We start from the raw sequence: 14221 nt of genomic DNA, 5'->3' as shown, positions 1-14221 counted from the left end.
AGACTAAGGATACTATTTTCATCACTTGCAAAACTGATGTTGTATGACCTTTTATTTATAATTTTTCTTTCCAATCTTTTCAGAGAGTAAAAGAATTTCGTTGTTTATTAAATTTGCATTTTCTTTTTTCGTAATAATAGTACCATGACTTGCATTCATAATAATTTGCTTTCCATTAGAAGAGAGTTCTTTTAGTTCTTTTTGCATGTCAAACCATAATTGAACTTGCTTTTCAGGGTCAATTCCATCTTTTCGGTATCGCTCTTTTTGGGATTCCTTATACTGTTCAGTAGCTGTAAATACCAGGACAGGTAATGAATCCAAGTCCTTTGCCTGACCCGCACGCATTAGTACTTTATTAGTTAACTCATTCTCTCTTAAAAACATACGGTAAACTTCTCCGGAATTGGAAGTTAATGATCGTGAACGGCTATGTACTTCTTGGGGTAAACCATCGCCTTGATACACTGGCTTACTAAGTGTATTCTCATAAATACCCAAAATACCTAAATCGGCAAGTACGGATCCTATTTTTAAAAGTCTTGCCTGCCCTTTAGTAACCAGTTCTTTTTGAGCTAATCGCTTCCATTGTTCAGGATGGCTTGAATCTATGAAAACAATTCCTTCCACTTCATTTGGATAAAGATCCCTGAATATTCTGGTATAAGGCCCTCCCATAGAATGACCCACCAAAATGTAAGGTGGTTTTTCTCCTATTTTTTCTAATAATTCATGAAGCTGACGGGCATAAAACTCAGGAGATCTGCCATCACCATTACTCAATTCACTAAACCATTTTCCATCTCTGTCATAGCGTATAACTCTTGTCTTATTTTTCAAACCTTCTGCCAGCCAATGCAACATATCTGTATTACTATGGGCACCAGCTTCAATAATAATGGTAGGTAAAGATTTCTTTTCACCTTCTGCTCTTACATGAATGTTGGTGCCATTCACATTAACTAATTTACCCGGTGGAACTGATTTTGAACTGAATAATCGGTAGCATCCGCCCAGGAACAACAATACTATTAGAATTCCCAGTATAAGTTTACCAATAAACTTAAATGTTTTTAAAATGAATTTCATGGTTATTTTTAAGCTTTATAAGAAGTTTTGAGGCTTGAGGATGGCCGGAATTTCGGAGCAAAATCTTTCAATCATAATAAGTCTTCTGTCATCGTTTAAATGATTATTCATTGTTTTTCTAGAGAATAGGTTTTAGTTCGTTACTAATCTCAATTTTGTTGTAAGTCATCCATCGCTTCAAATTGCCAACCATTCTTTTTAAATGATCTTCATTCAGGAAAATATTGGTCCAATATTCAAATCTGTCGCACTGAACACTTATGTAATAGGTCATAATTGCTAAACATGCGTAGGGTAAAAACTTTTTTTCTTCGTCATTAATTTTAGTTACTTTTTCGTAACCTTTTATGAAGCTATCTGCTTTTATTTGAAATTCCTCTTCGTCCAAATGGGTTGTAAATAACTGAAATAGGAAATAAGAAATGTCAAGACATAAATAACCGTTACCACAAAAATCAAAGTCAAAAAATGTTATCTCTTTTTCATTATCAATATGCAAATTGTCAAACCAAACATCAAGATGAACAGCTCCATACCTCATTTTCTGTTTGCCTGTGTTTTCCATTTTTAGCGTTAAAAAAGCAGAAAGAGTTTCTAGAAATTCAATTTCACAGCTATTTTTACGGTAAAATTCTTTTGTTTTTAAAATAGGTTTTTTGAGGAGGTTTTCAACATTGTAAGACATTCTCATCAGTCCGATATTTTCTGTGGATTGATGAACTTTTGCTAATGCCTGCCCGATTAAGAAGCTTGTTTGGGGTGAAAATTTTGCCGTCTTTATGCCTTTAGCATACGAAAATAAAACACCGAATCTTGTCCCTTCCGGAGCTTCAATTTCTTGAATGAATTTGTTTGATTTATCAGCTATTGGAAAAGCAACTTGTCGGCCTGCTTCTTTTAAAAGAATTAAAAGTCTTAATTCTTCTTCAATTTCTGATTTAGTCCGCCAATGATGTGTATAAACTCTAAAAACGTATTTATTTTCGTTATCATGAACAATATATAAATGATTCATGGCAAGTCGAAATATATGACATTCCGTTTTGTCGGTAAGTCCATATTTTTGTTGAATAAGCTGACCAAGTTTATTGGGTGAAAGTGTACTGTTTATTGCCGGAAATTTCTCTGTCATCAGTTATTAGTTCGAGGTTGGTCATAAAGTATGTGCAATTTCGTTAACATTTTTCAGTTTTACACATGTTATCTATATATTTTTTCTTTTTACCCACCATTTTTTGTAAGCAATTAACTTTATCGATTACATAAAAGAGCCCGACTTTTCAGCCAGGCTCTTCGGTTTAATATAATAAAATTGGTTAAGGATGTTCGTTTCGGGCTCTGATAACGAGATTGACGAGATCTGAACCGCCACTTGCAAAATTTTCACTTGGGTTATGGGCACTTTGGGTTGCTACAGCATAAGGAGCTCCATCCCAGTATCCCCAGAACGGGCCGCCGCTTTGTCCTGGCCAGATATCAGCTTTGTGGCTCATGCTTTCGTTGTCGTCGGCACTCCAGAAATCACCGTCCAAAGCAATTCCGGTCTGGTAAGTTGGTCTTTGCGTACCCGTTAAATCTCCCGGATATCCTGCGTGAGTCCAGTAAGCTCCTCCATCCCATGAATCTGTATATGATTTTGCGCCCATCCAGCCTGTGCTGTTTCCGATAGGTCTGTCTAAGACAATCACGACATAGTCATATTGAATTTCTGTAGAGTCTATAGAAGGGCCTGCCACTTTGTATTTATAATAGGTCAGGGTACCCCACGCGCTTCCGTAAGGGGCGCTTCCATTATAATACATAGGCGTGAATTTTAGCCATCCTGTATTGTTATTAGCTTGCCAGTCTACAATGTGAGAGCAGGTAAGAAGGTGTCTCGGCCCAATCATAACTCCGCTTCCGGATCCCAGTGCGCTTTCTACTCTGCCCACGCATCGCCACGGGTAAGCCGTAGAATTATATACCTTTCTCTGATCTGCTCCGAATATGGTTTTTATTCCTTCAGTCGTCAGAAAAGAGTCTCTTTCGATAAACTTGGGTTTACGGTTTTTCTTAGGCTCCAGTTTAGGCTGATATTCAAAATCGGAATGGGTAGGGTAGAAGTGATCGGTCTGAAGAACTTTTGCTTCCGCAGATTTTTCGTTGGCCGGCATTCCGATGGATTTCATTCCTTTAGGGAAAGAACGTCCGTCAATGGTTTCCATGGCAGGGCCCTGGCTGGCTTGTTTTTCGGCATTTGCCAATTTTTCGGTTGATTTTGCTTTAACGGTTTTAAGTCTTGATACTTCTTCTGCCGTCATAGGTTGATTACTTTCAGTTTTAGACATGATGATTAGTTTTTAGTCAGTTTTTCCTACTCTTTGGATGGCTTTTCGGATTCCGCCAGTATTGTTTAGGAGAATATCTTTTGAGAGAATTCTGCTGTCATGCTTTCTGTCTGGTTGATTTGGGCAGCTCCCATCGCAGCTAAGGCTGTCGCAATCTGTTTGTCGAGTGTTTTTCTGACAATATTGCCGTTGGTTGCCCGAAGGATTTTACAGAAATGGTAGGTAAAATAGCCTCTTATCTGGCCATTCATGTTTCCTTCCATAGATACCTGATTGTCTTTGGACGCAGCCCACAACGTATGATTCATTCCGGTAACGGGAACCAACGCTTTCGTAAGGGCGGCCGATTTTTTAGCACTTTTAGAAGTCTGCATTTCACTGGCATAAGTCATATAAAATTCATCCTCCAGCATAGGCGGAATGAAACGGGCAGCTTCGTAAGAAAGCTCCAGATCCAGCCCAAGATCCATTTTTCTGGTTCCGGTACCTGAATGGCAGCAATCGAAAATCACTTCCAGGTTCACGCCGGCTTTCAACTTGCTGAGTACCGCTTTAAAATCGTCATCACGGATCACGCCTGCGCTTGCATAATCGTGTGGGCAAATGGCTTCATCCAGGCCGTCTATTTCCAGATCTGTTCCTATATTGGCCACTCTTGTTCCGTGCCCTGAATAATAAAAGACCAGTGAATCTCCTTTTACACTACTGTTTACCAATGTTTTCAGATAATTTAATATATTGGCTCTGGTGGCATTCTGATTGGTAAGGATTCTAATTTTTGCAGGTGTAAATCCGCAAATTACCAGCGTGTTGGCCATATCTCGGGCATCGTTTACACATCCATTTAAGTCCGGTCCTCCGGATCCGATAGGAGCATAGTCGTTAATCCCTACTACAAGTGCTTTTTTCATTTCTATTAGTTTTTTAAGTTTTCCCTACTCTTTTCTTGGCTTTTCGGGTTCGGCCTTCATGGGTTATTTTTACAGGACAAAATTCTGCTATTCAGGACAATGAAAACAGAGGCAAAAGCCTAATTCTGTGGTAGGAAAAACACCTTTTGTGGGATGTTGAATGGATTTTTTAATCACGGAATACGCAGATTTTCACAGATGATTGTGTTATTTGTGAGATTCGTATCAAATTTAAGGTTTGGCTAAAGCCGGATGAATACGGATTCTTATGTAAGCGGGCTGAAGCCCGCTCCTATTGATGAATAGAGCGTTTTATAGATTACCGCAAATTGACACGGATGATTGCGTTGATGTTTCTATGTGTTTAGGGTAAGAAAATGAATAGATTGCGGGTGGAAGCTGAAGCTGAGCAGCTATTGTTCTCTTTAATATCCTTGGCCAGGTTTTAAGGATTAAAATAATACTCAATTTCGTATTACTTTAATAAACGAAGTGGCTTTGTTTATCTTTAAAAAACATTCAAAAAAGTAAAAACCTTTGTCTGCCCTTGCGATAAATAATAGCGTTTTAATAAATGAATTATTGAATGCTGCTTCTTATCCGGAATTTAATTTAGAATGGGGCTAAACATGAAGAAATAGTCAAGCTTTTTTCTTCTGCCTTTGTAATTATTTTTAAAGACTAAGGCAGGAAAAACAAAAAATCCGGTAAATTGTAAAAATCTACCGGACAAGTGATTGAGTTATGATGGTTTTGGACTATAATAATTTTAAAAGAATCAGATCAGCACAGATCATGTTTCAGGGCAAAAAGAACCAGACCAACCCTGTTTTTTATTTCCAGTTTTGTGAAAACGGAATCTCTGTAACCGTCTATAGTTTTGGGACTCAGACACATTTTATCGGCTATTTCTTTATAGGTGAGTTCACTGCAGGCCAGTCTGATGAATTCTTTTTCCCTGTCTTTTAGTTCGGAAAGGAGAGAAGCAGTTTTCAGATCTTCTGTTTTTACTTTCAACAGTTTCTGCGCGACAAAATCCGTATAAAAGCTACCCTTATCAAATACCGTATCTATGGCCTGAAAGAGAATGGAAGGCTGCATATCTTTGAGAAGATAGCCTTTTGCGCCTGCTTTCAGCATTTTGATGAGTACTTTTTCGTCATCTTCCATAGTGAGGGCAATGACTTTAATGTTAGGGTGGTGCTCAGTGAGCCATTCTGTGGTTTCTATACCATTTTTATAAGGCATATTAATATCCATCAGGACTACAGCGGGTAATTCTGAAGCTTTTTCCAGTGCGGCAATGAAATCTTCACCATTGGGATGATTCATGATCACACTGTATTGAGGGTTCTCCATGATCATGTTTTCCAATGCTTTAGACATTAAAGTATGATCATCTACAATAGCTATGGGAATTGTTTTCATAGTAAGTGTTTGTAATAAATTATCGAGGTTTGTGTTCCTTTGTCGAGTTCAGACTGGATGGAAAATTCTGCACGGATAAGCTTGGCCCTGAGCTCCATGTTTTTTAACCCAGATCCGTCCTGTATCTTGCTGGTATTGAATCCTTTTCCGTTATCGGAAATATGAATGCGTAAAATATCATGATCATCTTCTATCCGGATAGATACATTTTTTGCTCTGGAATGCTTCAGTATATTGTTGATACTTTCCTGAATAATCCGGAAAAGAATAAGACCGTGTTTGGGCGTAATATCTACATCCTGTTTCTGGGTGATGAAATCTATTTTTAACAGCTTTAATTTCCGGATCCGCTGTACTTCCCTCTCAATGGATTCTACCAGACCAAAATGAATAATCTGTTCGGTAATCAGTGTTTTAGATAGATTTCTGATATCCTGAATGCATTCGCCCAATAATTCACTCAGTTCATTAAGCTCTTCCTTTTCCGAGTTTTTCAGCTTGGAAACGAGTTGATTTTGGCGTAAACGGACTACAGACAGCTTCTGGCCCACATCATCATGTAATTCCTGCCCGATATAGTTCAGGGTCTGTTCTTTTATTTCAACCTGCGAGGTGGCGAGCTCTTTTTCGAACCGCATATCTTTTTCTTTTTGGGCAATCAGAAGGGTTGTTTTCTTTTTGATAAAAACCACGTAGATGAAAATCATTGTCAAAACAACGATAAGTAAAGTAATGGTAAAAGTAATGACTAAATTATTTTCTTCTTCCATAGTTTAAAGTGGTATTTATTTCTGATTATCCTGTTTATTCCAGATTAACCCCAGCATAAGTATGGTATTACTGATCAGATTCAACATAAATAATATGAAGAAATAAATCGGCTGGGAGACCTTCGTTCTGAAATATAAGATCGGAATGCTTCCGATAAAAAGAATCAGTAAAGCCACCGAGATCCAAAAGGGCAGGTAATTGGTAATTTCCAGTACTTTATCTGAATTAAAGGTTTGATATAAAAATAGAATAATGGAAAATATCAGCAGGAGAATATCAACATACAGCATATTAAATGAAAAATGATGCAGAAGATCGTCCTCAATATAAAACATCACCCCGATATTAATTACAAATAATACCAGAAGAACAGACTGTATTTTTTTAAGGACCGGCCAGTGTAACAATTGATAATAATACAAAAGGTACAAAAAGAACGCGATCATTAAAAAGCCGATCACATAAAAGATATCCGTAGACCGATGGGTAGAACTGAAATAGAAATAGCAGAAAATATCAATCAGGGAAAGGACAGTATATCCTATGATGAAAAAGAAATTTTCTTTCCCTATTTTCCTGAATTTAACAGCCATTAAAACCATTACTATAATGGGTATGACCAGGGATATTTGTTTCCCGATTTCTATATTCCAGTTCATGGTTTTCTGTTTTTACTGCATGGAAGCGGTGGATACATTAGGAGGAGGTGCCAGATTGGTCATATTCAGAGATTGCATACCCTCCTTTACATCTGAGTTTTCATCTGTAGATCTCATTGCTCTGGACATCACTCTTGTGCTGTCTTTTTTTACATTTTGGGCAGTAGGAACTAAGAATATAGTCTGATATCCGGCATATTCGGGTTTTGCCATTTTGCTTTTAGGATGGTCCACAGGATATTTTCCCATATAAATTCTGATTCCCGGGTTTTTCAGCTTCTGTTTTTTGGCGTTTTCTTTTACGTATTTAATATAGCCTTCCAGTTCATCCACCGAAAACCAGTACCATCTTGAATCGGGCTGCCCGTTTCTGTATTTGGTAAGAATAATGTTATTCGTTCTGGAATATTCATCATAGAGTACTTTACCTTCCTTGTAGCTGATCAGTTTCTTTTTATAACTGTCATTTACGGGTTCTTTAGGGGGTTCGGAGCAGCGTGTGCAGCTTAACATGCAAAAACTTAAAATAAGTAAGACAAAAAGCGAACTTAGATTTCTAAATAATAAGGGAGTTTTCATTTTTTTAGTTTTTAATTTTATAAAGCAAAATTAGGGAACTGTCCAACTCTGTAAAAGGGGGAAAACACTGTTTTTACTTTGAATAAATTTACAACATTTGTTTTGGTATTCAGTAAGATATATCTTCTTTTGTTCAACCTCCTTTCATGGCCTTCTTTGCTGGAAATCTGGTGAAAAAATAATCTTTTAGCGGGTAATGAATCTCTTTACACAGGCTTTATTGTTGTAAAATAGAAAAAAGCATAAGTACGGCTAGCCTTATTTTCCTTACACTTATCCATAGTCTTTACACACTTAATAATTCCTGATTGCGGCTGTCTGTACGAAAAAGTAATTTCAGGCAAAAAGAATATTTTATATGAAAAAGATTTTAAAAAGGCAGTATCTTATTGTACTGTGTTCATTGTTTTTTCTCTCAGGTTGTGAAGATGAACTTCAGCAGGCTAAAAAAACAGATCATGAGCAACCCTTAAAAAGTGCCTCATCAAAGGTATCAATGTCTTGCTCCAGCCCAACACTCAATAATGGAATGCTTGACTTCAAAGACGAAGCCCAGTTTTATTGTTACTACGATTATCTGGCTGAAGTAGCTGCGGCTCCTGATGATGAAAGAAGTGAAGATGATCTTCTTCTGGAAGCAGAACAAAATTTAGGTTTAAATTCGTTGCGGGCCGAGGCTTTTGCGAAATTTGAACAGCAGAATGCTATAGGCTGGAGCTCCTATCAGGAAATTCCGGAGGAACACTGGATTACATCCCCAATTTTACGCTCCATTTTAAATGTAAACAGAGAGGTGAAAGTAGGAAATTATGTGGTAAAATATCTCAATCCCGAATTTATTGTTTCCGTAAAGGCCGACCGGGCTGAAATGTTGAAAAAAGTGGAATTGCTTGGCAGCAATCCTTCAATAGAGCAAATCATAGCACTGGATCCTGTCCGGGAAATTATTTCTGTTTCTTCCGCAAAAAACATTTATAGAGAGTTTGGAACCATTGATTTTGCAAATGCCAAAGGGATAAGAGGAACTCCGGTGCCTGTTCAGCTTTTCAGATTAAGCGGAACCATTTATGAAGAGTTTACCTGCTCTAGTCCCGGGAAAGTAAAATTTGAAGGTTTTACATTGAGCCGTGCGCTAGTTCCTCAGCAGGCAAAATACAGGATTGAATTTAATGACGGAACCAATGCTGCTGCTGAATTTACACTTGCTCCTAATCAGTACATTTTACCGACCGTAGAGCATGTGTATCCGGGTGCAAATACCGTTTACCATCCTACGGTAAAAGTAAAATCAATCAGTCCATACAGTAATGCAAGCACATGGAATGTGGTTCATACCTACAACGTCTACGTGAAAGGATGGGGACAATCCTGTTCGATGGCTACAAAGGGTGGATTACAGGATATGGTGATTAATTCTTCCAATGTACTTCGTGGAAAAATAGATTATTATAACTGGTCTCCTTTTCCTTTTGGTTTAGGAGGAAATAGATCGTCCCTGGCCGGATGGACAGAGTTGCATCATATTGACAAGAATGGAAACTGGAACAGAAGAAAAGATAAGAGCACCACCCTTTGTGTCAAATTTTTACAGGGTACACTGTATCAGGGACAGTATGATCTTTCGTTCAACTCCAGTTATTGCATGGATCCTATTTATCTTCCGGATGTTTATGAATGCCGATCCAATACCAATCAGAAAAGGGTAGAAAGACATATGGGAATGTACAATACCAATACCCGTGCAACAGCGGCATTGTCTTCCTTTACGGTTCAGCATGAAGTAGGAACTTCGGATGGGGTGAGCGGAAGCTTTAAACAGACTATATATGGTTGTCCGTAATTCTCCTTATATCTTAATTCTTTAAATAAGTAAGGCCCGGAAATTTCCGGGCCTTACTCATGATATTAATTTAAGTGTAAAATTAAGAGATTTAAAGCAAAAGGATTATTCAGTCTGTTTAATTATTTGAAAACTAAATGTTTAGTTTTAATGATTTGATAAGACAATTTTGCTTTTTATCACTTTTTTTAAACTGTCTGAAAACAATACCAGTCCGGCTGCCATCATGATGATATCTTTTAACACCAAACGTCCGGCTCCTGATAGATAAGGAAATCCATACTGCGGTGTAGGGAAGTCTCCGCCTAAATCCGGAACATACACCTCTGGAGTGGTGATCAGAAAAGAAAGCGTAACGAAAGACATAATGAAAGTTAAAGCGCCACCCACAGCTCCTATTGTAGGAAACCATATTCCCAGCAGAACCAGAATGGAAATGATGACAATCACGGTTCCTAATCCATAGGAAAATATATAAGTGCCATTGGCCGTTTGCCAGTCTATATTCTTTTGTACCGTCTTACCTTCCGGATTTTTATACAAAGTGTATTCTGAAACTGATTTTTGATTTTCGTTAATCACTTTACGGTCTGCATTTTTATAAAAAAAGCTCATAAACGGACTGTTGGCAATGAAAGGAACAATTCCGTCTGCTTCATATTGAAAAGCTTTAAGCCCTCCGATCCAGGCCATAACGATGAATATTGAAATTCTTAAAAAATTAAGGAAGTAAGAATCTAAGAGCACAAGGCAGTTAAGTATCGCATTATTCTGCATAGGATTTTTATTTTTTACAAAGGTATACCGATGCAGGGCGCTTAAAAATAGAGATATCAGGACATTACATGGATATTTTTGCCACAATGGAAATGCCTACCTTCTCTCTGTATTTTTTAGGAGAACATCCTACCGATTTTTTAAAATACCTGCTGAAGTAAAACTCATCGTGAAACCCTAGCCCGGATGCAATTTCTTTTACAGAAAGATAGGTTAAATGAAGAAGCCTTTTGCCTTCTAAAGTCACTCTTTCATTAATAAGCTGACTTGGTGTTTTATTAAATTCTTTTTTAACCGCTTTGCTCAGGGTGCTGTTGGTAATATTAAGTTTGCTGCTGTAAAAGGAAAGCTCTTTTTCTTCTTTAAAATGAAGCTCCAGCATTTTTTGAAATTCTGCTGCGTTTTTGTTGGAAAGCCGCCCGCCTGAAATCTGATCGTTGGGATTACCACTTTTTTGCTTGCTGCAGATCGCAAGAATCAACTGAATATATGTTTTAATGATAGATTCCGAAAAGAGATGTTTTTCCGAAAGCTCACGTTCTATATGATTGAAAATTCCACGAATATAATCGTATTGCTCACCAGGGAGCCGTATCCCCGGATTTAAATAAATATTGTTGAACAAAAGTCCGTTGCAGGCCACTTCCTCTTTATGATATTCAATGCAGTAATAATCTCCGTGAAAGAAAAGGATCATAATTTCCTCATCTTTTTCTGCAATCAGTTTTAGCTTTTGGTAAGGCGTAAGAAAAAGAACCGTAGAATTTTCATAAGAATAATTAATCTGATCTACCGAAAAAATCCCGGAACCATTTAATAAAACCACACCATAATTCTCAGTACTAAAGTCTGAAAGAAAATGAGATGAAGGATAGGATTGTATTTGCACTAGCATGGAATAAATATAGGAAATATTCAGCAGCAGGTTTTTTCTGATTATTAAAAATCATATTAGCAGAGTCTGTTTTTTTAGTTGGATATAGATAAGATGGCTTATCATAAAAACAAATAGTTAGAAAAGTCTCATTGTTTTTTATTTCAAAGAAAAAAAGATCACCACAAAATCAGCGCATTACAAAATTATTTCATTCTTTTTTCAAAATTCTATGCAAGATTTTCCAAAAACAGGATTTTATAGATGAGTACTCAATCCAATGAATGTTTAATGTTAAAAAAATAATGAAATGAAAAATTTAATAGTACTTGTGATTACTGCTGTTTTGGTGATATCCATTATCTTCTCCCTGTTCTCATGCATCAATGAGGACAGGATAGAAGTACCGCCTGTAAAACTTGAAGATGTAAACGGGAATTACAAAGGACGGCTGATCACTGTGCAGGGGCAATTCAGATCTGAGAAAATCGTAGACTTTAAAATAAAAAAAGATACCCTCACCTTTCAGGAATTTCCGATCAAAGAAATTGTAACGGCAGTTGTGAAAGATCCTGTGAAAACTCAGGCGGCCTTAACAGCAATGGGAAAAGTGAAATATAATATCAAATACACATCCGTTTTGAATGCAGATAAAAATTGGGTAGAGCTTACTTTTGCGCCAAAGGAGCTTGAGCTTCAGATTCCGGTAGATGGAACGGTTAAGAAAGCGGTAGTTGCCATTGTAGCAAAGCAGACCGGTTATTTCATAGGGCTGGATCATTCCTTGAGGTTTGTTCTGGCAGCAGAAAAAATTACGGTGAATGATGTTGTTCTCAATCCTTTTGAACCCATTTATTATAATTTCCCGTTTTGTATAAAGAATTAATTGATAGATAATATGAACAATAGATTGTGTTTTGCCCAATGCGGTCTATTTTTGCTTTAAAATTTTAACCGGGCGTTAAACCGGATTTTACCCATACATGGAAGAAAACTACGAGCAGATTTTGGTAAGACGCCTTCTCACGAAGGAAGAAGCTGCCTGGAAAGAGTTTTTCGGAACCTATTCCGGAAACCTTGCCGGAGTCTGCGCCCGTTATCTTCCTGCAAAAGATGATGTTAATGATGTTCTGCAGAACAGTTTTATCAAAATGTTCCGGTCCATAGAAACTTTTGAATACAGGGGCAGCGGCTCTTTAAAAGCATGGATGATCCGGATTGTGGTTAATGAAGCGCTGAAACATATCAAACAGCATTCCGTTCCTGCGGCAGATATTTACCTGACCGAGTTTCCTGATATTCCCAATGATGAAGAACCGGATCTGGAAGAAATTCCCCAGACGGTTATTATGAAAATGATCAGGTCGCTTCCGGATGGTTACAGAATGGTTTTCAACCTGTTTGTATTTGAGAAGAAGAGTCATAAGGAGATTGCGGGGCTTTTGGGAATTGCAGAGAACTCCTCAGCTTCTCAGTTTCATCGGGCAAAAGGACTTCTGGTCCAGAAAATTAAAGAATATAAAATGTCAAAAAAAGCACAATATGAATAATCGGTGGCTAAATGATCTGCACAGGAAGATGGAAGACCACGAAGAGGATGTTCCGGATGGGCTGTGGGATGATATTAAGAATGAACTTTTTTCTGAGGATGAGGAAAAGGGAATGGCCGGAGTGGTGATGACTGAGGCTGCTGATCATACTGAAAATAGAGCCATCTCTGCGGAAAGAAAATCCCTTTGGTTCCGTGTTGGAGGCATTGCAGCCGGACTCGCTCTTTTATTCTTTACAGGAAAGATCATGTTTGACATGAATGCCGAAAAATCCGGAACTCCTATTGTAAAAGAGACAGAAAAGCCAACATCGATTAAAGCTACAGAAAAAAACAGAACAGAGCATGAAGAGATAGTAGCTGTTAGTGATCCAATAGACAAGAATGGGGATGAAAAATACAGCAGTTCAGAAAATATACGGACAGGTAAAACAAGCATTGATGCCTTCTTTAAAAATATTCTTGGAAAGACAATTGACAATGATAATCAAGGGATTTTGGAGTCTGTTGGAAAAGAGAAAAAATTAGACCTGATAAAGAAAAAAAATCCAATCCTATCGATCTCTCCATTCAATATTGAAAAATTAAAAGAGAAAGAAAATTCAGAAGAAATCATTAATCCGGAAGAAACGAAACTTCCTGAAAAATATGCTGATAATACACGTTCTAAACATCAGAAAAGGACGGCTGAAAAATGGATGCTGAGTATGCTTACAGGAAATTTTTCTTCAGGTTCTTCCGAACAAAAGCTTCCTGGATATGCCTCTATCAGCGGAACTCCGATGGCCTTCAGTGATGTTTGGAGCGCAGGGACAACAGATGATCCGCTTACGGCAGTATTGCTAGCCAACCAGAGCAAAGAAGTTGAAGCGAGGATCAGACATAAAATTCCGGTTACTTTTGGGCTGTCCATGTATTACAGTCTCGGAAAAAGATGGGGAATAGGAACAGGTGTGAACTATACAAAACTGACTTCAGAGCTTCATTCAGGGAGCAATTCAGATTATATAAAAGGTGATCAGAGTGTTCATTATATCGGAATTCCTGTACAGATCAATTATAATGTAGTTCAGAAAGGGCGTTTTACAGGCTATGTAACCGGAGGCGTTCTTGCTGAAAAAGCAGTCGCCGCAAAGTTGAAAACAACTTATATCGTTAATAATGAAATACAGGATACCCAGGAAGAACGCCTCGATACCAAACCGGTACAGGTTTCACTTAATACAGCTCTTGGGCTGCAGGTGAAAGTTGTGGATAAAATTGGGATTTATGCAGAACCGGGAATCGGGTATCATTTCAAAAATGACAGCCAGCTCAATACCATTTATAAAGAAAAACCTTTAAATTTTAATATGAAGTTCGGCATCAGACTGCTTCTGGACTGACCACTTAAAAAGACTAAACCCAACCATTAAAT

Annotated in this window: 14 protein-coding genes; 4 read left to right on the top strand and 10 right to left on the bottom strand. The window is 37.6% G+C overall.

The window, feature by feature from the left end:
- Window positions 1-51: 51 nt before the first annotated feature.
- The 8 genes from ACM46_RS03035 to ACM46_RS03000 all read right to left on the bottom strand — a co-directional run bounded on the left by ACM46_RS03035 (window position 52) and on the right by ACM46_RS03000 (window position 7698).
- Entirely contained in the window at window positions 52-1089 is a 1038-nt protein-coding gene (locus tag ACM46_RS03035) for an alpha/beta fold hydrolase (protein WP_048505124.1), read from the bottom strand.
- A gap of 118 nt (window positions 1090-1207) precedes the next feature.
- Window positions 1208-2221, bottom strand: coding sequence for a phosphotransferase (locus tag ACM46_RS03030; RefSeq protein WP_048505123.1), 1014 nt, complete (start codon window positions 2219-2221; stop codon window positions 1208-1210).
- A gap of 184 nt (window positions 2222-2405) precedes the next feature.
- Window positions 2406-3416 (bottom strand): trypsin-like serine peptidase, encoded by a 1011-nt coding sequence (locus ACM46_RS03025; protein WP_048505122.1) that lies wholly within the window; start codon window positions 3414-3416, stop codon window positions 2406-2408.
- Window positions 3417-3481: 65 nt separating this feature from the next.
- Complete coding sequence (locus tag ACM46_RS03020; RefSeq protein WP_048505121.1) at window positions 3482-4327, bottom strand: caspase family protein; 846 nt, start codon at window positions 4325-4327, stop codon at window positions 3482-3484.
- Between the two features lie 783 nt (window positions 4328-5110).
- Window positions 5111-5755: a response regulator transcription factor gene (locus ACM46_RS03015; RefSeq protein WP_048505120.1), complete on the bottom strand. Its 645-nt coding sequence runs from the start codon at window positions 5753-5755 to the stop codon at window positions 5111-5113.
- Complete coding sequence (locus tag ACM46_RS03010) at window positions 5752-6525, bottom strand: sensor histidine kinase (RefSeq protein WP_048505119.1); 774 nt, start codon at window positions 6523-6525, stop codon at window positions 5752-5754. The genes ACM46_RS03015 and ACM46_RS03010 overlap by 4 nt, the downstream gene beginning before the upstream one ends.
- Before the next feature lie 15 nt (window positions 6526-6540).
- A complete protein-coding gene (locus ACM46_RS03005; protein WP_131707534.1) occupies window positions 6541-7185 on the bottom strand; it encodes a hypothetical protein in 645 nt (214 codons plus the stop codon).
- 12 nt (window positions 7186-7197) lie between these two features.
- Window positions 7198-7698 carry a hypothetical protein gene (locus tag ACM46_RS03000; protein ID WP_048505117.1) on the bottom strand — a complete coding sequence of 167 codons (501 nt, stop codon included), beginning with the start codon at window positions 7696-7698 and terminating at the stop codon, window positions 7198-7200.
- A gap of 424 nt (window positions 7699-8122) precedes the next feature.
- Between ACM46_RS03000 and ACM46_RS02995 the strand changes: the two genes are divergently transcribed.
- Window positions 8123-9604: a hypothetical protein gene (locus tag ACM46_RS02995; protein WP_048505116.1), complete on the top strand. Its 1482-nt coding sequence runs from the start codon at window positions 8123-8125 to the stop codon at window positions 9602-9604.
- A gap of 147 nt (window positions 9605-9751) precedes the next feature.
- Here ACM46_RS02995 and ACM46_RS02990 read toward each other — a convergent pair whose 3' ends face one another.
- Entirely contained in the window at window positions 9752-10381 is a 630-nt protein-coding gene (locus ACM46_RS02990) for a DUF417 family protein (RefSeq protein WP_048505115.1), read from the bottom strand.
- 64 nt (window positions 10382-10445) lie between these two features.
- Window positions 10446-11276 (bottom strand): AraC family transcriptional regulator, encoded by an 831-nt coding sequence (locus ACM46_RS02985; protein ID WP_048505114.1) that lies wholly within the window; start codon window positions 11274-11276, stop codon window positions 10446-10448.
- 289 nt (window positions 11277-11565) lie between these two features.
- On the opposite strand from ACM46_RS02985, the gene ACM46_RS02980 reads away from it, so the two are divergent.
- From ACM46_RS02980 to ACM46_RS02970, 3 genes are all read left to right on the top strand, one after another.
- Window positions 11566-12141 carry a DUF4840 domain-containing protein gene (locus tag ACM46_RS02980; protein WP_048505113.1) on the top strand — a complete coding sequence of 192 codons (576 nt, stop codon included), beginning with the start codon at window positions 11566-11568 and terminating at the stop codon, window positions 12139-12141.
- 97 nt (window positions 12142-12238) lie between these two features.
- Complete coding sequence (locus ACM46_RS02975; protein WP_048505112.1) at window positions 12239-12805, top strand: RNA polymerase sigma factor; 567 nt, start codon at window positions 12239-12241, stop codon at window positions 12803-12805.
- Window positions 12798-14189, top strand: coding sequence for an outer membrane beta-barrel protein (locus tag ACM46_RS02970; RefSeq protein ID WP_048505111.1), 1392 nt, complete (start codon window positions 12798-12800; stop codon window positions 14187-14189). The genes ACM46_RS02975 and ACM46_RS02970 overlap by 8 nt, the downstream gene beginning before the upstream one ends.
- Window positions 14190-14221: the final 32 nt, after the last annotated feature.

Source organism: Chryseobacterium angstadtii (assembly GCF_001045465.1).
Lineage (GTDB): Bacteria > Bacteroidota > Bacteroidia > Flavobacteriales > Weeksellaceae > Chryseobacterium > Chryseobacterium angstadtii.
This window is presented reverse-complemented; position numbering and strand designations above follow the sequence as displayed.

Coding starts and splice junctions, on each gene's coding strand:
- ACM46_RS03020 (WP_048505121.1), bottom strand. CDS start 4,327: ATGAAAAAAGCACTTGTAGTAGGGATTAACGACTATGCTCCTATCGGA.
- ACM46_RS03025 (WP_048505122.1), bottom strand. CDS start 3,416: ATGTCTAAAACTGAAAGTAATCAACCTATGACGGCAGAAGAAGTATCA.
- ACM46_RS02970 (WP_048505111.1), top strand. CDS start 12,798: ATGAATAATCGGTGGCTAAATGATCTGCACAGGAAGATGGAAGACCAC.
- ACM46_RS02990 (WP_048505115.1), bottom strand. CDS start 10,381: ATGCAGAATAATGCGATACTTAACTGCCTTGTGCTCTTAGATTCTTAC.
- ACM46_RS03000 (WP_048505117.1), bottom strand. CDS start 7,698: ATGTTAAGCTGCACACGCTGCTCCGAACCCCCTAAAGAACCCGTAAAT.
- ACM46_RS02985 (WP_048505114.1), bottom strand. CDS start 11,276: ATGCTAGTGCAAATACAATCCTATCCTTCATCTCATTTTCTTTCAGAC.
- ACM46_RS03010 (WP_048505119.1), bottom strand. CDS start 6,525: ATGGAAGAAGAAAATAATTTAGTCATTACTTTTACCATTACTTTACTT.
- ACM46_RS03015 (WP_048505120.1), bottom strand. CDS start 5,755: ATGAAAACAATTCCCATAGCTATTGTAGATGATCATACTTTAATGTCT.
- ACM46_RS03030 (WP_048505123.1), bottom strand. CDS start 2,221: ATGACAGAGAAATTTCCGGCAATAAACAGTACACTTTCACCCAATAAA.
- ACM46_RS02980 (WP_048505113.1), top strand. CDS start 11,566: ATGAAAAATTTAATAGTACTTGTGATTACTGCTGTTTTGGTGATATCC.
- ACM46_RS02975 (WP_048505112.1), top strand. CDS start 12,239: ATGGAAGAAAACTACGAGCAGATTTTGGTAAGACGCCTTCTCACGAAG.
- ACM46_RS03005 (WP_131707534.1), bottom strand. CDS start 7,185: ATGAACTGGAATATAGAAATCGGGAAACAAATATCCCTGGTCATACCC.
- ACM46_RS02995 (WP_048505116.1), top strand. CDS start 8,123: ATGAAAAAGATTTTAAAAAGGCAGTATCTTATTGTACTGTGTTCATTG.
- ACM46_RS03035 (WP_048505124.1), bottom strand. CDS start 1,089: ATGAAATTCATTTTAAAAACATTTAAGTTTATTGGTAAACTTATACTG.